Origin of the sequence: Sphingopyxis sp. H053, assembly GCF_001468225.1 — a bacterium.
Classification (GTDB): domain Bacteria; phylum Pseudomonadota; class Alphaproteobacteria; order Sphingomonadales; family Sphingomonadaceae; genus Sphingopyxis.
Map to the genome: position 1 here is coordinate 348,815 of NZ_LNRU01000003.1, position 20,711 is coordinate 369,525.

Below are 20,711 nucleotides of genomic sequence, written 5' to 3' on the forward strand. Positions count from 1 at the left end.
AGGCTGGCGAGGACGCCCAACTAGATCAGCGCGGCATTGGAAATCGAGAGTGGCGGGCGATCAATTGCATAGTGTTTTCGTTATGCGGCGGATCGACTGTGCATCGCCGGCTCGGCGTCATTCCCCGGATCGCGTTCGACGGAAAACGACGCATTGGAAGCGAGCGGAGGCACGCGTTTCCATCGCGCCGAAACCTCGACACTCTCCCAAAGGCCCGCGCCGACGAACAGCAGGGCGCTTCCGGCGCTCGCGCAGAGGAAGGTCACCGCCGACAACAGGATCATCAGCGAACTCGCATCGCGCGGTCCGATCGTCTGGGCCATATGATGGAGCCTCAGGGCAAGCAGCCAGCCGATGCCGAGCAAGGCGGCGCCCCCGGCGCGCAGGCCGATATCGGCGGCTCGGTTTTCATGCCATTTCTTCATCGTGCAACCTCCAGCAGGGAGGCCGACCAATTACGCATCATCGCGTATGAATTCGAGATCGGGAAACGGCGCGGTGCATTGAGATTGCGTATAATTTGGGCGAGCCAGGCTCAGCTCAACTTGTCGGCAAGAAAGGCGACCAGAGCCACCGTCGCGCACATATAGATTGTGAGTGCCGAGGGCCCTTGCGCGCCCAGCCAGTCGATGACCCGGTCGTGCCGCGACGGCCGCGAAGCATCAGACGGCCGTTTGAAATCGTCGCTTGTCATCGGAACTAGATAGGCGCTCACGCCATTTGAAATCGAGAGCAGGTCAGCCCCAAGTCCATATGATCGGCATAGAATTTGCGCGATTATTGCCTCTGCTCGGCTTCGTCGCCCGGCGCGTCGCTGACCGACCGCAGGCGATAGCCGATTCCGAGTTCGTTGCTGATGATCTGCGGCTGTTGCGGATCGCTCTCCAGCTTCTGGCGCAGGGTGCGGACGAGGACGCGCAGATATTCGACATGATGCTCGACCTCGTGCGGCCAGACCTCTGCCATGATCTGCTTGTGCGTGATGACGCGCCCCGGGTGCCGCGCGAGCTGCGCCAGCACCGCATATTCCTTCGGCGTCAGATGGACCTCGCGGCCCGCCTTGACGACGGTGCGTGCGATCAGGTCGATCGTCACGTCGCCCGCGGTCACTGCCAGCATTCCGCCGTCGCGGGTCATGCGGTTGCGCAGGGCGACCCGCACGCGCGCGAGCAATTCGTCGGTGTCGAAGGGTTTGGTCAGATAGTCGTCGGCGCCCAGATCGAGCGCGGCAACCTTCTGGTCGGTCGCGTCGCGCGCCGAGACGACGATCAAGGTCGTGTCCGACTGTTGCTTGACGAGCGGCACGAGTTCCAGTCCGTCGCGATCGGGCAGCCCCAGATCGAGCAGCACGATATCGGGGCGCTCGTCGCGAAGCATTTCGAGCGCTTCGCGGGCGCTCTCGGCTTCGACGATCGTATAGTCGGCGCGCGCCAGCGCGGCATGGATCAGGCGGCGGATGTGCAGCTCGTCGTCCACGACCAATACCTTGTGACGCACTTTCATGGCTGTTCCTTGTCGTCCAGATGCGTGATGATCAGCCGCTCGGGGATGCGAATGGTGAAGCAGGCGCCGTGCGGATCGTCATTGTTGCTCGCCTCGACCGACAGGCCCATCGCCTCGGCAAATCCCTTGACGATGGCGAGCCCGAGGCCGGTGCCGTGCTTCGCGCGATCGCTGCCCTCGAGCCGAGTGAAGGTTTCGAAGACGCGCTTCTCGTTCCCGTGCGCGATCCCCGGCCCCTGATCGATGATCGACATCGATATGGCATCGGCCGCACGGCGGGCGCGAATGACGATCGGAGTGCCGGGGTCGGCATAGCGCCCGGCATTGTCGAGCAGATTGATCAGGCAATGGTGGAGCAGCACCGGATCGACCCGCACCAGCGGGATATTGGGCGAAATATCGACCTTGACCTCATGCCCCAGCAGCGACGCCCGCGTATCGTGCGCCGCGCTGGCGGCGGCATCGAACAGGTCGGTCGCCTCGACCTTCATCGGCAGCGCACCCGCTTCGACCCGCGCCATGTCGAGCAGGTTCGACACGAAACGGTTGAGGCGAAGCGCTTCGGTCTCGATCGTCTCGGCCAGCAACGCCGAGGGATTGCGCCGGATTTCCTGCGCGGCTGAGAGGATCGTGGTGAGCGGGGTCCGAAGGTCGTGGCTGACCGACGACAGCAGCGCCGAGCGCAGGCGATCGCGTTCGTCGACCTGCCGCGTGCGAAGCGATTCTTCCTCAAGCTCCATGCGGTCGAGCGCGATCGACGCCTGGTCGAGGAGGCTCATGAGCAGCGGCACCTGATCCGAGCGCACCGGCTCGCGCGCGTCGTCGCGCGTCATGCCGAGCACGCCGAGCACGCCGCGCGTCGTGCGCAAGGGATGGAACAGCCAGTCCGACGCGGTGAGGGTCGACGATCCGCGCCCGGCGGGCTGTTCATTGTCCATCGCCCACTGCGCCGCCGCGCGCTCGATTTGCTCGAGCCGGTCTTCGGGCGGAACCGCGGCGCGCAGCATCGGGCCGTCGGCCGACGGCAGCAGCAGCGCGGTGCGGACATCGAGAAGGCGCCCGACCTCGGCGCAGATGGCGTGCATCAGCGTGTCCTGGTCGGGCGCCGCGGTCAGCAGCCGCGAGAAGCTGGCGAGCGCGGCGTTCTGCCGCGCGCTCGTTTGGGCAAGGTCGGCCTGCGCCCGCACGCGCGCGGCAAACTGGCTGGTCACGACGGCGACCCCGAGCAGCACGAGGATGCTGACGACATTTTCGGGATTGTTGACGGTCAGCGTGCCGGTCGGCGGCAGGAAGAAGAAATTATAGGCGAGGCTCGACGCCAGGCCCGCGAACAGGCCCGCGCGCAGCCCGAAGGTCGCCGCGGCGAACATGACCGGCACCAGAAAGAGCAAGGCGATATTGCCTAGGTCGATCGCGGCGAGGAGCAGGCGCGCGAGTAATGTTATCGCGGCGACCATGGCCAGCGACCAGATATAGTCGGCCGGGCGGCCCCAGCGTCCGGGGGCGACGATCCGGTTGCGCGGCCCGCCGGGCTTTGCGGCGGGCTCGCCGGGCAGCACATGCACCGCGACATCGTCGATCGTCCGCACCAGCTGGTCGACGACCGATCCGTAACGCATCTCGAACCACCAGGGACGGCTCGACTTGCCGATGACGATCTGCGTCGCGCGCGCGTCGCCGGCAAAGGCGCGCAGCCCTTCGACGACACTCGCCGCGGGGACGGTGGCGGTCGAGGCACCGAGCCGCGAGGCGAGCGCGAGCGTGTCGGCGAGCTGGCGGCGATCGTCGTCGGTCATGCCCTGACTGCGCCGCGTCTCGATATAGACCGCGCTCCACGGCGCCCTCAGTGCATCGGCGAGCCGCTTGCCCGCGCGGACAAGCTCGGCCGCGACGGGCAGTTCGCTGACCGCAACGACGATCCGCTCGCCGACCGCGAAGCTGCCGGCGAGGGCATGGCTGCGCACATGTTCGAGCATCTGCGCGTCGACCGCCTGCGCGGCGCGGCGGAGCGCGAGTTCGCGCAGCGCGGTCAGGTTCGATTTGGAGAAGAAATGGGTGAGCGCGCGCGTCGCTTCCTGCGGGATATAGACCTTGCCCTCGCGCAGCCGCTCGATCAACTCGTCGGGCGGGATGTCGACGACCTCGATCTCGGCATTTTCAAGGATCGAGTCGGGCACGGTTTCGCGGACGCGGACGCGGGTGAAGGAGGCGACGACGTCGTTGAGGCTCTCGACATGCTGGATATTGATTGTCGAATAGACGTCGATCCCCGCATCGAGCAGTTCCTCGACATCCTGATACCGCTTGGGGTGACGGCTGCCGGGCGCGTTGGTATGCGCAAGCTCGTCGACGAGCACGAGCGCGGGGCGGCGTTCGAGAATCGCGTCGATGTCCATTTCGCCCAGACTATGGCCCTGGTGGTCGACGTCGCGGCGCGGGATGATCTCGTGGCCGTGGACCAGCGCCTCGGTCTCGCGCCGGCCGTGCGTCTCGACCACCCCGATCACGACATCGACCCCCGCCTCGCGCCGTTGCCGTCCGTCGGTGAGCATCTCCCACGTCTTGCCGACACCGGGCGCCGCGCCGAGAAACACTTTCAGACGGCCGCGGCCTTCCTGCGCCGCCTGACGCAGGAAGGCTTCGGGAGATGGTCGATCATTTCCTGTCACGCGGCGGGTTTAGCCCCAAAAGCATCGAGCCGTCGATTGAGCTTGAACACATTGACGCGCGGCTCGCCAAGAAAGCCGAGCAGCGGCTGGTCGACGCTCTGTTCGACGAGCCCGCGAACCGCCGCCGCATCGAGCCCGCGCGCCTTTGCGACGCGGTCGACCTGATAGAGCGCGGCCTCCGGCGTGATATCGGGGTCGAGCCCCGAACCCGAGGCGGTCACCATGTCCGACGGCACGGCCTTGCCGGGTTCGGCGGTCTTCAATTTCCCGACATCGCCCTTCACCCGGTCGACGAGCGCCTGCGACGTCGGGCCGAGGTTCGACCCCGACGAGGCGAGCCCGTCATAGCCTTTGCCCGCCGCCGAAGGACGCGTGTTGAAATAGCGTTCCGACGAGAAGGCCTGGCCGACCACGGTCGAACCGATAACCCGGCCATTCTCCTCGACGAGGCTGCCGTTCGCCTGGCTCGGGAAAAGCGCCTGCCCGATGCCGGTGAGCGCCAGCGGGTAAGCGAGCCCGAGAAGCAGCGCGAAAAGCAGCGTCATGACGAGCGCCGGACGCAGCGCGCTGATGAGATCCTTGTTCATTGTCATTTCCTCAGACGAGACCCAGGCCGCCGACCGCGAGGTCGATCAGCTTGATGCCGACAAAAGGTGCCACCAGGCCGCCAAGGCCATAGACGGCGAGGTTGCGGGCGAGCAGCGGCCCCGCGCCCATCGGACGATAGGTAACGCCCTTGAGCGCAAGCGGCACGAGCAGCGGGATGATCAGCGCGTTGAAGATGATCGCCGACAGGATCGCGCTCTCGGGGCTGGTCAGCCCCATCACGTTGAGCACGCCCAGCCCCGGATAGAGTGTGATGAACATCGCCGGGATGATCGCGAAATATTTGGCGACGTCGTTGGCGACCGAGAAAGTCGTCAGCGCCCCGCGCGTCATCAACAGCTGCTTGCCGAGGCCGACGACCTCGATCAGCTTGGTCGGATCGCTGTCGAGATCGACCATATTGCCCGCCTCGCGCGCCGCCTGCGTGCCGGTGTTCATCGCGACGCCGACGTCGGCCTGCGCGAGCGCCGGGGCGTCGTTGGTGCCGTCGCCGCACATCGCGACAAGCCGCCCGCCCGCCTGTTCCTTGCGGATCAGTTCGAGCTTGTCCTCGGGCGTCGCCTGCGCGAGGAAATCATCGACTCCGGCCTCGGCGGCGATCGCCGCGGCGGTGAGCGGATTGTCGCCGGTGATCATCACCGTGCGGATACCCATCGCGCGCAGTTCGCCGAAACGTTCGCGGATGCCCGCCTTGACGATGTCCTTGAGGAAGATCGCGCCGAGCAATTGCCCGTCCTTCGCGACCGCAAGCGGCGTGCCGCCGGCGCGCGCGATCTCGTCGGTGATGCGGCGCAGTTCGGTCGCGGCGGCGGTCGCTTCCGCACCCGGATTGGCCTTGAGCACCGAGTCCACCGCGCCCTTCTGGATCACGCTGCCCGCGAGCTTGATTCCCGAGATGCGGGTCTGCGCGGTGAAGGGAATGATCTCGGCCCCGGCAGGCAGATCGGTCATCGTCTGACCGAATTTCTCGCGCGCCAGAGCGACGATCGAGCGGCCCTCGGGGGTTTCGTCGGCGAGGCTCGCCAGCAACGCGGCCTCCGAAAGCACCGTCATCGACTGGCCGCCCACCGGGCGGAACTCGGTCGCCTGACGGTCGCCGACGGTGATCGTGCCGGTCTTGTCGAGCAGCAGGACGTCGATATCGCCCGCCGCCTCCACCGCACGGCCCGACTTCGCGAGCACGTTGAAGCGCACGAGACGGTCCATGCCGGCGATGCCGATGGCGGAGAGCAAAGCCGCGATCGTTGTCGGGATCAGCGTGATCAGCAGCGCCGCGAGGATCGCAACGGGAATGCTGCCGCCCGCATAGCTTGCAAAGCTGGGGATCGTGCCGACCGCGATCAGGAAGATGATCGTGAGGCCGACGAGTAGCAGGGTCAGCGCGATTTCGTTCGGCGTCTTCTGCCGCTCGGCGCCCTCGACAAGCGCGATCATCCGGTCGAGGAAGCCCTGCCCCGGATTGACCGTCACCTGGACGCGGATTTCGTCGGAGATGACGCGCGTGCCCGCGGTGACCGCCGAGCGGTCGCCGCCAGCCTCGCGGATCACCGGCGCGCTTTCGCCGGTGATCGCCGCTTCGTTCACCGACGCGACACCGCCGACGACTTCGCCGTCCGATGGGATTAGGTCGCCCGTCTCGACGAGCACGATGTCGCCGACCCGTAGCGCGCTGGCGGGAACGCTTTCATACGCCTTCCCTTCGCCCTTCAGCTTCTTGGCGGTAAGTTCGGCCTTGGTGGCGCGCAGCGAGGCGGCTTGCGCCTTGCCGCGCCCTTCGGCGAGCGCTTCGGCGAAGGTGCCGAAAAGCACCGTCAGCCAGAGCCAGATCACAAGCTGCAGCTTGAAGCCCGTCGCGAGGCTGTCCTGACCGACGACGAGCAGCACCGTCAGCAAGGCCGCCACGACCGCGGTGGTGAACATCACCGGGTTACGGATCAGCTCCCTGGGGTTGAGTTTGCGGAAGGCGTCGCCGATCGCCGGAACGATCAGCTCTGCCGTGAACAGGGATTTGGTTTCGGACCGAGCCATTTGCATGGATCCTTAAAAGAGCTGGCCGTTGATCATCGCGAGATGATCGGCGATGGGACCGAGCGCGAGGCTGGGAAGGAAGGTCAGGCCGCCGACGATCAGCACGATGCCGACGAGCAAGCCCGTCCACAGCGGCCCCGTCGTCGGGAAGCTGCCCGCCGACTCCGGCGTATATTTCTTCGCCGCCAGGCCGCCCGCGATGGCCAGCATGGGGATGATGATGAAGAAACGGCCGATCCACATCGCGGCGCCCAGCATGCCATTATAGAAAGGCGTGTTGGCGGTGAGGCCCGCAAAGGCCGACCCGTTGTTCGCGACGGCGCTGGTGAAGGCGTAGAGGATTTCCGAGAAACCATGCGGCCCCTTGTTGAGCGGCCCCGCCAACCCCGCCTCGGTGACCGACGCGATCGCCGTCATGCCAAGGATGATCAGCGGCAAGACCGCGATCGCGAGCACCGCGAGCTTGACCTCGCGCGCCTCGATCTTCTTGCCGACATATTCGGGGGTGCGCCCGACCATCAGCCCCGCGACGAAGATCGCGAGGATCGCGAAGAGCAGGAAGCCATAGATGCCCGCGCCGACGCCGCCGATCACGACTTCGCCGAGCTGCATGTTAAACAGCGGGATCATCCCGCCAAGCGCGGTAAAGCTGTCGTGCATGCCGTTGACCGCCCCGCACGAGGCGGCGGTAGTGACGACCGCGAACAGCGCCGTCTGCGCGATGCCGAAGCGAACCTCCTTGCCTTCCATATTGCCGCCCATGGCGCCAAGGTTGTGGAGGATCGGATTGCCCGCAGCTTCCTGCCAATAGGTGATGGCGGTGCCCGCAACGAACAGCGTCATCATCGCGGCAAGGATCGCCCAGCCCTGGCGCTGATTTCCGACGGCCTTGCCGAAGGTCCAGGTGAGCCCGACGCCGATCGCGAAGATCGACAGCATCTGGACGAGGTTGGTGAGCGCGGTGGGATTCTCGAACGGGTGCGCGCTGTTCGCGTTGAAGAAGCCGCCGCCGTTGGTGCCGAGCAGCTTGATCGCTTCCTGCGAAGCAACCGGACCCAATGCCAGCGTCTGCTTGACCCCCTCGAGCGTCGTCACGTCGACCGATCCCGCCAGCGTCTGCGGCACGCCGCTCGCGATATAGAAGATCGCGATGGCGACGCAGAGCGGGAGCAGCAGATAGAGCGTCACGCGCGTCATATCGGCCCAGAAGTTGCCGATCGTCTTCATCTCGCGCCGCGCGAAACCGCGGAACAGTGCGAAAGCGAGCGCGATGCCCGTCGCCGCCGACAGAAAGTTGTGGATGGTCAGGCCCAGCATCTGGCTGAGGTTCGACATCGTCGATTCGCCGCCATAGCTTTGCCAGTTGGTGTTGGCGGTGAAGCTGATCGTCGTGTTGAACGCGAGATCCGCGCTCGTCCCGTCATAACCGAGCGGATTGAGCGGCAGCACGCCCTGCAGGCGCAGGATCGCATAGGTGAAGAGCGCGAGCGCCGCGTTGAAGATCAGCATGTGGACCGCGTAACGGCGCCAGCCCTGCTCTTCGGTCGGGTCGATCCCCGACAGGCGGTAAAAGCCGGCCTCGACCGGGCCGAGTATGCGATGGAGCGGCGTCCGCCGCCCTTCGTAGAGCGCGAAGAGCCACTGGCCCATCGGCTTGCAGAGCAGGAGCAGGATAGCGATGAACGCGATGATGAGAAACCATCCCTGAAAGGTCATGGGTTCGCCTCCCTTAGAAGCGTTCGGGCCGTGCGAGCACGGCGACGAGATAGATGAGAAGGCCGAGCGCGGTGGCGCCCGCGAGCCAGAGGTCGAGAGTCATGGACATCATTCCTTATGCGTCGTCGCACAGGCGCGCGTAGCCGAGGCTCGCGGCGAGCAGGGCGAGGATGATGCCGACCCAGATTAGATCCTGCATGGGTTTGCTCCAGCAAGGCGCCGGCCACGGGAGGTGGCACGAGTCGTCTGCGGACTCCCAAATAGGTGAGGCACGCGTTTGAATGCGAGAGACCGAAAGTGCGGCTCGCATAGTATTCTCATATGATTTTGCAGATTTTCTGGCCGGTGAGCGCGGGCCGCGAAAACAAATGAAAATACAATGGGCGGCGCCCTTCCTCGATCTCGAATCCCTATGCGCCTCCCAATATATTGCGGGCATCGAGTTCCGATCTTCGGGCATCGATTGAGTAGCCAAGGAGCATCTCACCATGATTTCTGCGATTTCCGCGGAGCCCGACCCAGCCGGGTCGATAGTATTCGTTGGCCGCGACGCGGCCGGCCACTGGCTCGTTCAGGGCTGTAAAGGACAGCTTGAAGGCCGTTGCATTTCCCGCGACGCCGCCTGGGCTTTTGCCCGCGCCGAGTGCCGCGGCCTTCCGGGTGCGCGGATAGTCCACGCGCTGCGTCCGCTGGTTTCCACCGTCTCGTTCGAGCCTTTGCGGCCCGACGAATGTGCGATCGACCGCGCGGCTTGAGGAGGCTCGTCATGCATTATTCCTATAGCGCCCCTGCCGGCATCGTCTGGATGGCACCCGCCACAAGCGGGTGGGGAGCGCTGGTGCAAGGCGCGCAAGACCGCGCCGAGAAGGACCGACGCTGGCCCGCGATGCTGCGCAAGCTCAAGGATCTGCGCAAGCGCGGGCGCCGCAGCATCCGCATCGTCGATGCCGATTGCGGCGCCGGCGAGCTGCTGATCCACGCCGTCCGGCGCGCGCGCGAGATGGGTTTCGTCGCGATCGAAGGCCGGGGCATCGACGCCGATCCGCGCCTGATCGCCAGCGCGCGCCGCGCCGCCGCGCAGCAGGGCGATCCGGCCATCGGCCTCGTCTTCGAACAGGGCGACCCGGACGAAGCGATGCGCGAAGAGGCCGAATATCCGGCCGACCTGCTGCTCTGCCCGGCGTCCGATACCGGCGCACGCGAGCTAAAAGCGCTGGCCCGGACCGCGGCCGACACCGTCCTGTGGGACCGCACGGCGAAACCGGAGCACGGATAATGACCCATCGCGACCTCTTCTGGCGCACCGCCGGGGCCGCCCTCATCGGCGCGGGCTATGTCCTGACGCGTCTCGCCACCGAGGCCGGCGCCGACCTTGTCGGCATCACCGGCCTCCTCGTCGCCGCAGCCGGCCTGCTTCTCGTGCTCGCGGGAAAGAAGGCCGTGCTCGCGCTGCGCGTCGAGCGGAGCCGCCACCGCGAACTGCCGGGCGCGATCCGCGCCTCGCGCCGGGCTCGTCGGGAGGAACCCTGACCCCTCACCATCCAAGGATTAGCTTCATGTCGTCTTTCCATTTGCTCGGCGGCGAAATGCATGCCGAGGCGGTTCCCCTCGCCTCGATTGCCGCGGCGGTCGGCACGCCTGCCCGCCACCCCTTTGTCGTCGTCGATGCGGCGATGAACGACCTCGCGCGTCCCGCGATGTATGACGCGTGGCACGAGTTCGCGGCGGTCAGCCCCAGCGGCGAAAAGTTCGTGGCCAATATCGTCGGGCCGATCTGCGAAAGCGGCGACACATTTGCGCGAGAGCGCGAGATTGATCGGGTCCAGGAGGGCGATCTTGCGATGTTCCAGACCGCCGGCGCTTATGGCGCGTCGATGGCATCGACGTATAATTGCCGGGCGATCGCGCCCGAAGTGCTGGTCGATGACAATCGATACGCAACGGTCAGCGAGCGAATGGCCGCGCATCAGGTCCGACGGCAGCGACTTGCCCCCTGGATGGACGATGGCGCCCCCTCAACCCGCGCCGCGTAACGGTCACGGGCCGGCGTTGAATTCCGCCACCAGGTCGAAGCGGTCGCCGCGAAACAGCTGCCGCACATGCGTCACGACGCGACCCGCGCGCCATGTCGTGCGATCGAGTTCGAGGCAGGCGGCGCCCACACCGGTCGTCAATAGCGCCGCCTCCTTGCGCGTCGGGTTCACAGCGCGGATCACATGGCGCGCCTGGGTCCACGGGATATGGCCGAGCAGCCACGTTCCCGGCGCCACCCTGGCAAAGTCCGCGTCCGCCGCCTCGGGCACCTCGCCGAGCGCGATGAAGCGGCGCTCGAGCGCAAAGGCTTCGCCCGCCGCCATATGCACGCCCTCGATGCGCAGCGCCGGTCCCGCAAGGTCGTCGCCCGCGTCCGCGGTTTCGAGCGACGCCAGCTCCCAGCGATAGGCCTCGCCGCGCGCTGCGATCAGTTCGGCAAGGTCGGGCACGGTCATCACCGCCGAATGAACCGGCGGATGCGCAACGAACGTCCCCGCCTTGCGGCGGCGTTCGACCAGCCCCGATGCGGCGAGTTCGCCGAGCGCCTTGCTCACCGTCGCGCGCGCGCAGCCGTAGCGGGCCGCGAGTTCCTGTTCGGTCGGCACGCGGTCGCCGGGACGCCATTCGCCCGACTGGATCGAGGCGGCGATTTCTTCGCGGATGCGCCGTGCGGGGTTCACGCGAGCAGCCGCGCGACGCAGGTGCGATAGGCGGCGGCAATGACATCGGCGTCGACATGGCGTCCGTTCGCGACGCGCTTGACCCCGGCGCGCCAGACGCTGTCGATCGCGCCCGCGCGTGCAGCGAAGATCCAGCGGTCGAGCAGCGTCGCATCGTCGGTTCCGGCAAAGGCAGGGTGATCGAGGTCGAGCGAGACGATGTCGGCGGCGTGGCCGACGGCCAGCCCCGCCGATACACCCAGCGCCTGCGCTCCGCCCTGCACCGCGCGTGCAAACAGATTCGCGCCGACGAAGGGCGCGGCCTCGTCCGCCAGCAACGCCCGCGCCCGCTGCGCCAAACGCTGCGAATATTCGAGCGCGCGGAGCTCCTGCGCCGCATCGACGAGGATATTGCTATCGGTGCCGATCCCGAAGCGACCGCCCGCGGCGAGGTAATCGACCGCGGGGAAAATGCCGTCGCCCAGATTGCCCTCGGTGATCGGGCACAGCCCCGCGACCGCGCCGCTCGCGGCGAGCCGCTGGACTTCATTCGCGTCGAGGTGGGTCGAATGGATCAGGCACCAGCGTTCGTCGACGTTGGCGTTGTCGAGCAGCCATTCGACCGGTCTTGCGCCGCTCCACGCGACGCAGTCGGCAACCTCCTTCACCTGTTCGGCGGCGTGGATATGCACCGGACCCGTCGGCGAGAGCGCCAGCAGCGCCGCGAGTTCGTCAGGCGTCACCGCGCGCAGCGAATGCGGCGCAACGCCGATATTGGCGTCGCCCGAGAGCTTGGGCCGCGATGCGTCGAGCAGCGCCGCAAAGCCGTCGACGTCGTTGAGGAAGCGCCGCTGCCCCGGGCTCGGCGCAGCGGCACCGAAATTGCCGTGCGCGTAGAAAACCGGGAGCAGCGTCAAACCGATGCCGGTCGCCGCAGTCGCCTGCGCAATCGCACCCGCCATCTCGGCGCGATCGGCATAGGCCGCGCCTGCCGGGTCATGGTGCAGATAGTGAAACTCGCCGACGCGGGTGAAACCCGTTTCGAGCATCTCCGCATAGGCCTGCGCGGTGATCGCCGCGACATCCTCGGGGGTCAGCCGGTCGAGGAAGCGGTACATGATCTCGCGCCAGCTCCAGAAATTGTCGTCGGGCCGGCTGCGCCGCTCCGACAGCCCCGCCATGCCGCGCTGGAACCCGTGGCTATGGACGTTGCAGAGACCCGGCAAGCCGACGCGGTGACGATCGTCCTCACGTTCGGCCGCGACGCCGGTTTCGATCGACGCGATCCGGCCGTCGACCAGGCGCACCCGCACGTCCTTTTCCCAGTGATTTTCGATCCATGCGCGTTCGAACCAGAGAGAAGTCATCATCCGTCCTCATATTATGTCTAGACATAATGGCGCATCGGCGCGAGACTGTCCAGATGGAGCAGCTCTGGACGAACGCCCGAATCGCAACGATGGCCGATGATACCCTCGGCCTGATCGACAATGGCGTCGTCGCGGCGAAGGACGGCCGGATCGTCTATGCTGGACCGGCCGATGGCGCTCCTGCGCCCGCGCAGAAGGTCACCGATTGCAAGGGCCGGCTAATCACCCCCGGCCTGATCGACTGCCACACCCACCTCGTGCACGGCGGCAACCGCGCCAATGAATGGGCGATGCGATTGGCCGGTGCGAGCTATGAAGAGATTGCCCGCGCGGGCGGCGGCATCGTCTCGACGATGCGCGCGACGCGCGAAGCGAGCGAGGCTGAACTGGTCGCGAGCGCGCTGCCCCGTCTCGACGCGCTGATCGCGGAGGGCGTGACGACGATCGAGATCAAGTCGGGTTACGGCCTGTCGACAGAAGACGAACTCAAGATGCTGCGCGCCGCGCGTGCACTTGCCGAGCACCGCAACATTCGCGTCGAGCCGACCTTCCTCGGCGCGCACGCGCTCCCTCCCGAATATAAGGGCGACAGCAACGCCTATATCGACCTCGTCGTGGGCGAGATGATCCCCGCCGCCGCGCCGCTCGCGACCGCAGTCGACGCCTTTTGCGAGGGCATCGGCTTCTCGCCCGAGCAATGCACGCGCGTGATCGAAACCGCGAAGGCCCACGGCCTCGCAGTCAAGCTCCACGCCGAACAATTGTCGGCGCTCCACGGCAGCGCGCTCGCCGCGCAGCACGGCGCGCTCTCGGCCGACCATCTCGAACATGCGACCGACGACGATGTCCGCGCGATGGCCGCGGCGGGCACCGTTGCGGTGCTGCTTCCCGGCGCCTATTATTTCATGCGCGAAACCAAATTGCCGCCGGTCGAGGCAATGCGCCGCCACGGCACGCGCATCGCGCTCGCGACCGACAACAACCCCGGCACCTCGCCGACCACCTCGCTGCTGCTGATGCTCAACATGGGCGCGACTTTGTTCGGGCTGACGGTGGTCGAAGCGCTGCGCGGCGTCACGGTCAATGCCGCCGCCGCGCTCGGCCTGTCCGCCGAGGTCGGCACACTCGAAGCAGGGAAGGCGTGCGACCTCGCGATCTGGGACGTCACCGACCCCGCCGAGCTCGTCTACCGCATCGGCTTCAACCCGCTTCACCAACGCATCAAGGACGGACAATGATCATCACCCCAGGCGCCATGACGCTCGCAGACTGGCGCGAAATCTATGAGGGCGCGAGCGCCGAACTGAGTGCCGATGCATGGGATGCGATCGACGCGAGCACCGCCGCGGTCGCGCGCATCGTCGCCAAGGGTGCGCCCGTCTATGGCATCAACACCGGCTTCGGAAAGCTCGCGAGCGTGCGCATTGCCGACGACGAGCTTTCGATCCTCCAGCGCAATATCGTGCTCAGCCACGCCGCGGGCACCGGCGCGCCGTCGCCCGCCCCGATCGTGCGGTTGATGATGGCATTGAAGCTCGCGAGCTTCGGCATGGGCGCGTCGGGCGTGAAGCGCGAGACCGTCGCAATGCTCGAAGCGATGCTCGCGAAGGGGCTGACTCCGGTCGTCCCGTCGCAGGGCTCGGTCGGCGCCAGCGGCGACCTTGCGCCGCTATCGCATATGGCGGCGGCGATGATCGGCGTCGGCGCGATCGAGGTCGGCGGCAAGGTGGTTCCGGCAGCCGACGCGCTCGCACAGGCCGGCCTCACCCCGCTCGATCTCGGCCCCAAGGAAGGCCTCGCGCTCCTCAACGGCACACAATTCTCCACCGCCAATGCGCTCGCGGGCCTGTTCCGCGCCGAAACCGTCTTCCGCTCGGCATTGATCACCGGCGCGCTCTCGACCGAGGCCGCCAAAGGCTCGGACGCGCCGTTCGATGCGCGCATCCATGCGCTGCGCGGCCATGCGGGCCAGCGCGAGGTCGGCGATACGCTGCGCAATCTGATGGCGGGATCGGCGATCCGCGCCTCGCACGCGGTCGACGATCCGCGCGTGCAGGACCCATACTGCCTCCGCTGCCAGCCGCAGGTGATGGGCGCGGTGCTCGACCTGCTGCGTCAGGCCGCGACGACGCTCGGCATCGAGGCGAATGGCGTCTCGGACAATCCGCTGATCTTCGCCGACACCGACGAGGCGCTGTCGGGGGGCAATTTCCACGCCGAGCCCGTCGCCTTCGCCGCCGACATGATCGCGATGGCCTTGTGCGAGATCGGTTCGATTTCGGAGCGCCGCATCGCGATGCTCGTCGACCCCGCGCTCTCGGGCCTGCCGGCCTTTCTCACGCCGCGCCCCGGGCTCAACTCGGGCTTCATGATCCCGCAGGTCACCGCCGCCGCGCTGGTCAGCGAGAACAAGCAGCGCGCCTATCCCGCAAGCGTCGATTCGATCCCGACCTCGGCCAATCAGGAGGACCATGTCTCGATGGCCGCGCATGGTGCGCGCCGCCTGCTCGAAATGGCCGACAATGTCAGCGCGGTGATCGGGATCGAACTGCTCGCCGCGTGTCAGGGCATCGACTTCCACAAGCCGCTGACATCGAGCGACGCGCTGGAGGCGGCGCACAAGCATCTGCGCGCGGAGGTGCCCACGCTCGAAGACGACCGCCATTTCCACCCCGACATGGAGGCCGCGACCGCGCTGGTCCGCACGGGCAGCCTCGTCACCGCGGTTCCCGCCACCCTGCCGGGTGTCGGCTGATGGACTGGCTGCGCGTCCATCGCGGCGACGCGCCGCTCGTCATCGCGTTCCCACACGGCGGCACCGACCTCGCGGGGCTCGATGAGCAGTTCGTCTCGCCTTGGCATGCGCAGATCGACACCGACTGGTGGATCGCCGAACTTTACGCCTTCGCTGCCGATCGAGGCGCGACGCTGGTTGCGACCGATATCTCGCGCAGCGTGATCGACATGAACCGCGATCCGTCGGGCGCCTCGCTCTATCCGGGGCAGGCGACGACCGAGCTGTGCCCGACGACGACCTTCGACGGCGATCCGCTCTATCGCTTTGATGTACCGGACGAGGCCGAGATCTTGCAACGGCTGAACTCTTACCACCGGCCCTATCACGAGGCACTGGCCGAAGAACTCGACCGCCTGAAATCGGCGCACGGTAAAGTCGTCCTCTACGACGCGCATTCGATCCGTAGCCACGTCCCGCGCCTGTTCGACGGCGAGCTGCCGCAGTTCAACATCGGCACCAACGGCGGTGCGACCTCAGCCCCCGAACTCGAAACCATCGTCGCGAATATCTGCGCCGCGAGCGGCAAGAGCCATGTCGTCAACGGCCGCTTCAAGGGCGGCTGGACGACACGCCATTACGGCCAGCCCGACGACGGCATCCACGCGATCCAGATGGAGCTGGCGCAGCGCGGTTACATGGCCGAGCCCGCCGAAATCACCCACGCCAACTGGCCGTCCCCTCTCGACTCCAATCCCGCGATCCGGCCCGTTCTGGAGCAAGTGATCGCCGCGACCCTCGATTTTGCGAAAGGAAAAGCATGACCACCCGCCCCCTCAATCAGAGGCTCGACAACAGCCGCGTGATCCGCCCAGCGACGGGCACCGAGATCAGCGCGAAAAGCTGGCTCACCGAAGCGCCGATGCGGATGCTGATGAACAATCTCCACCCCGACGTCGCCGAGGCGCCGCACGAACTCGTCGTCTATGGCGGCATCGGCCGCGCCGCGCGCGATTGGGAAAGCTATGACCGGATCGTCGAGACGCTGAAGCGGCTCGAAGGCGACGAAACCCTGCTCATCCAGTCGGGCAAGCCCGTCGGCGTTTTCCGCACGCACGAGAATGCGCCGCGCGTGCTGCTCGCCAATTCGAACCTCGTCCCCGAATGGGCGAACTGGGACCATTTCCACGAGCTCGATAAAAAGGGCCTGATGATGTACGGCCAGATGACCGCGGGCAGCTGGATCTACATCGGCAGCCAGGGCATCGTTCAGGGAACTTACGAAACCTTCGTCGAAATGGGCCGCCAGCATTATGGCGGCAGCCTTGCCGGCCGCTGGCTGCTCACCGCCGGGCTCGGCGGCATGGGCGGCGCGCAGCCGCTCGCGGCGGTGATGGCGGGGGCGAGCTGCCTCGCGATCGAATGCCAGCCGAGCCGCATCGAGATGCGCCTGCGCACCGGCTACCTCGACAAGCAGGCATCGAGCATCGAGGAGGCGATCGCGATGATCGAGGCGAGCCATGCCGAGGGCAAACCCGTATCGGTCGGCCTGCTCGGCAACGCCGCCGAAATCCTGCCCGAGATCGTCCGCCGCGGCATCCGCCCCGACTTGCTCACCGACCAGACCTCGGCGCATGATCCGGTCAACGGCTATCTCCCCGCGGGCTGGACCCTCGACGAATGGTTTTCGAAGCGCGAGAGCGACCCCGCTGCGGTCGCCAAGGCCGCAAAGGCGTCGATGGCAGTGCACGTCCAGGCGATGCTCGACCTGCAGGCGGCGGGCGTGCCGACCACCGACTATGGCAATAATATCCGCCAGGTGGCGAAGGACGAGGGCGTCGAAAATGCGTTCGACTTCCCGGGGTTCGTCCCCGCTTATGTCCGTCCTCTCTTCTGCCGCGGTATCGGCCCCTTCCGCTGGGTCGCACTGTCGGGCGATCCCGAGGACATCTACAAGACCGACGCCAAGGTGAAGGAACTGCTTCCCGACAACAAGCATCTCCACAACTGGCTCGACATGGCGCGCGAGAAGATTCAGTTTCAGGGCCTGCCCGCGCGCATCTGCTGGGTCGGGCTCGGCGATCGCCACCGGCTTGGTCTCGCGTTCAACGAGATGGTGGCGTCGGGCGAATTGAAAGCCCCCATCGTGATCGGCCGCGACCATCTCGATTCAGGTTCAGTCGCCTCGCCCAACCGCGAGACCGAAGCGATGCGCGACGGATCGGATGCGGTTTCGGATTGGCCGCTGCTCAACGCCCTCCTCAACACCGCGTCGGGCGCGACTTGGGTGTCGCTGCACCACGGCGGCGGCGTCGGCATGGGCTATTCGCAGCATAGCGGCATGGTAATCGTCGCCGACGGCACCCCCGAAGCGGCGAAACGCCTCGAGCGCGTGCTGTGGAACGACCCGGGCACCGGCGTGATGCGCCACGCCGACGCGGGTTACGACATCGCGATCGACTGCGCGCGCGAGAAGGGTCTCGACCTGCCGAGCATCTAGCGCTTGTTTCAGTTGCACCGAAACAGCTTCGCATCCTAAGGCTCTCCCCGACGATCAGGGGAGAGCCAGACGCCGATGTCCGAAGCCCAGCCGCAGAGCCATCCCGAAATCCGCGACGCGGTGCGCCGCCTGTGCGCCGATTTTCCCGGCGAATATTGGCAAAGGCTCGACCGCGACCGCATCTATCCGACCGAGTTCGTCCGCACGCTCACCGAGGCGGGTTTCCTGTCGGTCCTGATCCCCGAAGCCTATGGCGGGTCGGGCCTCGGCCTCGGCGCGGCGACCGCAGTGCTCGAGGAAATCCACCGTTCGGGCTGCAACGGCGGCGCTTGCCACGCGCAGATGTACACGATGGGCACCTTGCTGAAACACGGGTCGGAGGCGCAGAAACAGGCCTATCTGCCCGCCATCGCCCGCGGCGAGCTCCGCCTGCAGGCGTTCGGTGTCACCGAACCGACCGCGGGCACCGACACGACGCGCATCCGCACCTTCGCGCGTAAGGTCGGCGACAAATATATCGTCAACGGACAGAAGATCTGGATCAGCCGCGCCGAGCATTCGGACCTGATGGTCCTGCTCTGCCGCACCACGCCGCGCGAGGAATGCGCCAAGCCCTCCGACGGGATGAGCGTCCTCCTCGTCGACATGCGCGAAGCGCAGGGCAACGGCCTGACGATCCGCCCGGTGCGCACGATGCTCAACCATGCGACGACCGAGCTGTTCTTCGACGACCTCGAGGTCCCCGCCGCGAACCTCATCGGCGAGGAGGGCAACGGCTTTCGCTACATCCTCTCGGGCATGAACGCCGAACGCATCCTCATCGCCTCCGAATGCATCGGCGACGGGCGCTTCTTCATCGACCGCGCGACCGCCTATGCCAAGGACCGCGAGGTCTTCGGCCGCGCGATTGGCACCAATCAGGGCATCCAGTTCCCGATCGCGCGCGCTTATGTGCAGATCGCCGCCGCCGCCGAGATGGTCGACAAGGCCGCGCGCCTGTTCGACGCCGGGCAGGATGGCGGGACCGAGGCGAATATGGCCAAGATGCTGGCGTCCGAGGCGAGCTGGTATGCCGCCGACATGTGCGTGCAGACGCACGGCGGCTTCGGCTTTGCCGAGGAATATGACATCGAGCGCAAATTCCGCGAGACGCGGCTCTATCAGGTCGCACCGATCAGCACGAATTTGATCCTGAGCCATGTCGCGACGCACGCGCTCGGCCTGCCCAAGAGCTTCTGAGCCGGTGGACGATTATTCCGCCTGGGTCGGCCGCAGCGAAACGCGCGAGGATGTCGCGGCTGCGGCACCGCTCGCCGGCCTTGCCGCATTGCTCGACCATGACATTTCACCTTGGGCGCCCGGCACCGTGCCACCGCTGGCCCATTGGCTCTATTTCCTGCCCACCGCGCGCCAGTCGGCGATCGGCGACGACGGTCACCCGCGCCGCGACGGCGCGGGCCTGCTCCCGCCCGTCCCGCTCCCGCGCCGCATGTGGGCGGGCAGCCGCATCGAGTTCCTCGCACCGATCGCGGTCGGTGCGGCGCTGACCCGTGTCACCACGATCGACGCGATCAAGCCCAAGCGCGGCGCGAGCGGCGACCTGCTCTTCGTGACGCTGCGCCACGACATCGCAGCGGATGGCGTCGCCGCGATCCGCGAGGAGCAGGACATCGTCTTTCGCGAACCCGCGACAACAGCGCCCGCGCCCACGCCGGCCGCAGCAATCGAACCCGAGCCCGCCGACGCGGTGCGCAGCCTATCGCCCGATCCGGTACTCCTGTTCCGCTATTCGGCGCTCACCTTCAACGCCCACCGCATCCACTACGACCGCGACTATGCGCAGCGTGTCGAGGGCTATGCGGGGCTCGTCGTCCACGGCCCGCTGATCGCAACCTTGCTGATGGATCACTTCCTGCGCACCGCGCCCGGTGCGAACCCCCGCCGTTTCAGCTTCCGCGCCGAGGCACCGCTGATCGACGGCGCGCCCTTCGACCTCTGCCTCGCCCGCGATGGCGATGCGACGCGATTGTGGGCACGCGACGCGGCGGGACGCACGACGATGCGTGCCGACGTCGCATAGCGGGACCCGGCCCAAGCAAATCCACCCACCGAGATCATCTGGGTATTTCTCCGCCCCCGACATTGCCAATTCGCAAAGCGGGTCATGCCGCGGCGGACCATGATCGCCTTGTTCGCACCGATGCGGACGGAGTCGGGGAGGATCCGCATCAGCCATGCCGATCGGCATCGCGCGCCATCCCCTTTTGTAAGGAGAGTAGCCATGATCAAGAAAGTCATGCTGGCGGTGTCGACGCTGGCGCTTGCCGTCTCGGCCGCACCTGCGATCGCGCAGGGTCAAGACCAGGACAATGACAACACCACGACCGGTGCCTCTGGCAACAACAGCGACACCGTCGTCGTCAACGACCTGATCGACCTGTTCGTCCAGGACAATGCCGCCGACACCTTCTCGGATGACGATCAGGACAATGACGGCAATGGTTCGTTCAACGGCAACAGCTTCGTTGTTGCGACCCAGTCATTGAGCGCGACCAACACCAACCAGAATCTCGACGAAGTCGTCGACATGGATGGTGAAGACGACAGCGACACGAATGTCGGCTATCAGAGCGGCAACAACTCGGTGACCGGCAGCGCCTTCGCGGCCTATGCCGGCATTCTGAACGCCGCCTGGAACACGGGCATCAACGCCAACACCCAAGCAGCGACCAACATCGCGGCGAGCGGCACTGTCAGCTTCGGCGACAGCGGCGGCAACGGTGGTGCCGGCGGCGGCGCTGGCGGCGACTAAGAGTCCCCCCGGATGGCCGGCCCGGCACCACTGGCGGGCCGGCCATTTCCCAAATTTTCGCTTTCAAGGAGCGCCCGCGT

General features: G+C 66.6%; 20 protein-coding genes and 1 pseudogene. 11 read left to right on the top strand and 10 right to left on the bottom strand.

The window, feature by feature from the left end:
- Nucleotides 1-80 precede the first annotated feature (80 nt).
- The 8 genes from ATE70_RS07385 to kdpF all read right to left on the bottom strand — a co-directional run bounded on the left by ATE70_RS07385 (nucleotide 81) and on the right by kdpF (nucleotide 8,625).
- Nucleotides 81-425, bottom strand: a complete 345-nt coding sequence (locus tag ATE70_RS07385; protein ID WP_058537288.1) for a hypothetical protein — start codon at nucleotides 423-425, stop codon at nucleotides 81-83.
- 110 nt (nucleotides 426-535) lie between these two features.
- Entirely contained in the window at nucleotides 536-715 is a 180-nt protein-coding gene (locus tag ATE70_RS25135; RefSeq protein WP_156420162.1) for a hypothetical protein, read from the bottom strand.
- Nucleotides 716-777: 62 nt separating this feature from the next.
- Complete coding sequence (locus ATE70_RS07390; RefSeq protein ID WP_058537289.1) at nucleotides 778-1,503, bottom strand: response regulator; 726 nt, start codon at nucleotides 1,501-1,503, stop codon at nucleotides 778-780.
- Nucleotides 1,500-4,172, bottom strand: a complete 2,673-nt coding sequence (locus tag ATE70_RS07395) for a sensor histidine kinase (protein ID WP_058537290.1) — start codon at nucleotides 4,170-4,172, stop codon at nucleotides 1,500-1,502. The genes ATE70_RS07390 and ATE70_RS07395 overlap by 4 nt, the downstream gene beginning before the upstream one ends.
- On the bottom strand, nucleotides 4,169-4,759 hold the full coding sequence (kdpC, locus tag ATE70_RS07400; protein ID WP_058537291.1) for a potassium-transporting ATPase subunit KdpC: 591 nt from the start codon (nucleotides 4,757-4,759) through the stop codon (nucleotides 4,169-4,171). Before kdpC ends, ATE70_RS07395 begins: the two co-directional genes overlap by 4 nt.
- Before the next feature lie 10 nt (nucleotides 4,760-4,769).
- Nucleotides 4,770-6,806, bottom strand: coding sequence for a potassium-transporting ATPase subunit KdpB (kdpB, locus tag ATE70_RS07405; protein WP_058537292.1), 2,037 nt, complete (start codon nucleotides 6,804-6,806; stop codon nucleotides 4,770-4,772).
- Nucleotides 6,807-6,818: 12 nt separating this feature from the next.
- Entirely contained in the window at nucleotides 6,819-8,522 is a 1,704-nt protein-coding gene (kdpA, locus tag ATE70_RS07410) for a potassium-transporting ATPase subunit KdpA (RefSeq protein ID WP_058537293.1), read from the bottom strand.
- A 13-nt stretch (nucleotides 8,523-8,535) separates the two neighbouring features.
- Nucleotides 8,536-8,625 carry a K(+)-transporting ATPase subunit F gene (gene kdpF / locus ATE70_RS07415; RefSeq protein WP_039576313.1) on the bottom strand — a complete coding sequence of 30 codons (90 nt, stop codon included), beginning with the start codon at nucleotides 8,623-8,625 and terminating at the stop codon, nucleotides 8,536-8,538.
- Between the two features lie 385 nt (nucleotides 8,626-9,010).
- On the opposite strand from kdpF, the gene ATE70_RS24740 reads away from it, so the two are divergent.
- The 4 genes and pseudogenes from ATE70_RS24740 to ATE70_RS07430 all read left to right on the top strand — a co-directional run.
- Nucleotides 9,011-9,277 carry a hypothetical protein gene (locus tag ATE70_RS24740; RefSeq protein ID WP_058800994.1) on the top strand — a complete coding sequence of 89 codons (267 nt, stop codon included), beginning with the start codon at nucleotides 9,011-9,013 and terminating at the stop codon, nucleotides 9,275-9,277.
- Nucleotides 9,278-9,288: 11 nt separating this feature from the next.
- On the top strand, nucleotides 9,289-9,798 hold the full coding sequence (locus ATE70_RS07420; protein WP_058537294.1) for a hypothetical protein: 510 nt from the start codon (nucleotides 9,289-9,291) through the stop codon (nucleotides 9,796-9,798).
- Nucleotides 9,798-10,052, top strand: coding sequence for a hypothetical protein (locus tag ATE70_RS07425; protein WP_058537295.1), 255 nt, complete (start codon nucleotides 9,798-9,800; stop codon nucleotides 10,050-10,052). Before ATE70_RS07420 ends, ATE70_RS07425 begins: the two co-directional genes overlap by 1 nt.
- Before the next feature lie 110 nt (nucleotides 10,053-10,162).
- Nucleotides 10,163-10,555, top strand: a pseudogene (locus tag ATE70_RS07430) (diaminopimelate decarboxylase); the annotation flags it as partial.
- Nucleotides 10,556-10,558: 3 nt separating this feature from the next.
- Here the strand turns inward: ATE70_RS07430 and ATE70_RS07435 are convergent.
- Complete coding sequence (locus ATE70_RS07435) at nucleotides 10,559-11,236, bottom strand: UTRA domain-containing protein (RefSeq protein ID WP_058537297.1); 678 nt, start codon at nucleotides 11,234-11,236, stop codon at nucleotides 10,559-10,561.
- Nucleotides 11,233-12,582: a formimidoylglutamate deiminase gene (locus ATE70_RS07440; RefSeq protein ID WP_082639688.1), complete on the bottom strand. Its 1,350-nt coding sequence runs from the start codon at nucleotides 12,580-12,582 to the stop codon at nucleotides 11,233-11,235. Before ATE70_RS07440 ends, ATE70_RS07435 begins: the two co-directional genes overlap by 4 nt.
- Nucleotides 12,583-12,611: 29 nt before the next feature.
- On the opposite strand from ATE70_RS07440, the gene hutI reads away from it, so the two are divergent.
- The 7 genes from hutI to ATE70_RS07475 all read left to right on the top strand — a co-directional run bounded on the left by hutI (nucleotide 12,612) and on the right by ATE70_RS07475 (nucleotide 20,631).
- The gene (gene hutI, locus ATE70_RS07445) at nucleotides 12,612-13,823 is read left to right on the top strand and encodes an imidazolonepropionase (protein ID WP_058537299.1); all 1,212 of its coding nucleotides are present in this window, start codon (nucleotides 12,612-12,614) and stop codon (nucleotides 13,821-13,823) included.
- The gene (gene hutH / locus ATE70_RS07450; RefSeq protein ID WP_058537300.1) at nucleotides 13,820-15,340 is read left to right on the top strand and encodes a histidine ammonia-lyase; all 1,521 of its coding nucleotides are present in this window, start codon (nucleotides 13,820-13,822) and stop codon (nucleotides 15,338-15,340) included. Before hutI ends, hutH begins: the two co-directional genes overlap by 4 nt.
- Complete coding sequence (hutG, locus tag ATE70_RS07455; protein WP_058537301.1) at nucleotides 15,340-16,143, top strand: N-formylglutamate deformylase; 804 nt, start codon at nucleotides 15,340-15,342, stop codon at nucleotides 16,141-16,143. Before hutH ends, hutG begins: the two co-directional genes overlap by 1 nt.
- Entirely contained in the window at nucleotides 16,140-17,819 is a 1,680-nt protein-coding gene (hutU, locus tag ATE70_RS07460; RefSeq protein WP_058537302.1) for a urocanate hydratase, read from the top strand. Before hutG ends, hutU begins: the two co-directional genes overlap by 4 nt.
- A gap of 75 nt (nucleotides 17,820-17,894) precedes the next feature.
- Complete coding sequence (locus tag ATE70_RS07465) at nucleotides 17,895-19,058, top strand: acyl-CoA dehydrogenase family protein (protein ID WP_058537303.1); 1,164 nt, start codon at nucleotides 17,895-17,897, stop codon at nucleotides 19,056-19,058.
- A 4-nt stretch (nucleotides 19,059-19,062) separates the two neighbouring features.
- Nucleotides 19,063-19,899, top strand: coding sequence for an FAS1-like dehydratase domain-containing protein (locus ATE70_RS07470; RefSeq protein WP_156419631.1), 837 nt, complete (start codon nucleotides 19,063-19,065; stop codon nucleotides 19,897-19,899).
- 201 nt (nucleotides 19,900-20,100) lie between these two features.
- Nucleotides 20,101-20,631, top strand: coding sequence for a hypothetical protein (locus ATE70_RS07475; protein WP_037516455.1), 531 nt, complete (start codon nucleotides 20,101-20,103; stop codon nucleotides 20,629-20,631).
- Nucleotides 20,632-20,711: the final 80 nt, after the last annotated feature.

Bases quoted from the DNA above. Each gene is read 5' to 3' on its own strand.
- kdpF (WP_039576313.1), bottom strand. From the start codon at position 8,625: ATGACTCTCGACCTCTGGCTCGCGGGCGCCACCGCGCTCGGCCTTCTC.
- hutG (WP_058537301.1), top strand. From the start codon at position 15,340: ATGGACTGGCTGCGCGTCCATCGCGGCGACGCGCCGCTCGTCATCGCG.
- kdpB (WP_058537292.1), bottom strand. From the start codon at position 6,806: ATGGCTCGGTCCGAAACCAAATCCCTGTTCACGGCAGAGCTGATCGTT.
- ATE70_RS07465 (WP_058537303.1), top strand. From the start codon at position 17,895: ATGTCCGAAGCCCAGCCGCAGAGCCATCCCGAAATCCGCGACGCGGTG.
- ATE70_RS07440 (WP_082639688.1), bottom strand. From the start codon at position 12,582: ATGACTTCTCTCTGGTTCGAACGCGCATGGATCGAAAATCACTGGGAA.
- kdpA (WP_058537293.1), bottom strand. From the start codon at position 8,522: ATGACCTTTCAGGGATGGTTTCTCATCATCGCGTTCATCGCTATCCTG.
- hutH (WP_058537300.1), top strand. From the start codon at position 13,820: ATGATCATCACCCCAGGCGCCATGACGCTCGCAGACTGGCGCGAAATC.
- ATE70_RS07425 (WP_058537295.1), top strand. From the start codon at position 9,798: ATGACCCATCGCGACCTCTTCTGGCGCACCGCCGGGGCCGCCCTCATC.
- ATE70_RS07475 (WP_037516455.1), top strand. From the start codon at position 20,101: ATGATCAAGAAAGTCATGCTGGCGGTGTCGACGCTGGCGCTTGCCGTC.
- ATE70_RS07390 (WP_058537289.1), bottom strand. From the start codon at position 1,503: ATGAAAGTGCGTCACAAGGTATTGGTCGTGGACGACGAGCTGCACATC.
- hutU (WP_058537302.1), top strand. From the start codon at position 16,140: ATGACCACCCGCCCCCTCAATCAGAGGCTCGACAACAGCCGCGTGATC.
- kdpC (WP_058537291.1), bottom strand. From the start codon at position 4,759: ATGAACAAGGATCTCATCAGCGCGCTGCGTCCGGCGCTCGTCATGACG.
- ATE70_RS07385 (WP_058537288.1), bottom strand. From the start codon at position 425: ATGAAGAAATGGCATGAAAACCGAGCCGCCGATATCGGCCTGCGCGCC.
- ATE70_RS24740 (WP_058800994.1), top strand. From the start codon at position 9,011: ATGATTTCTGCGATTTCCGCGGAGCCCGACCCAGCCGGGTCGATAGTA.
- ATE70_RS07420 (WP_058537294.1), top strand. From the start codon at position 9,289: ATGCATTATTCCTATAGCGCCCCTGCCGGCATCGTCTGGATGGCACCC.
- hutI (WP_058537299.1), top strand. From the start codon at position 12,612: ATGGCGCATCGGCGCGAGACTGTCCAGATGGAGCAGCTCTGGACGAAC.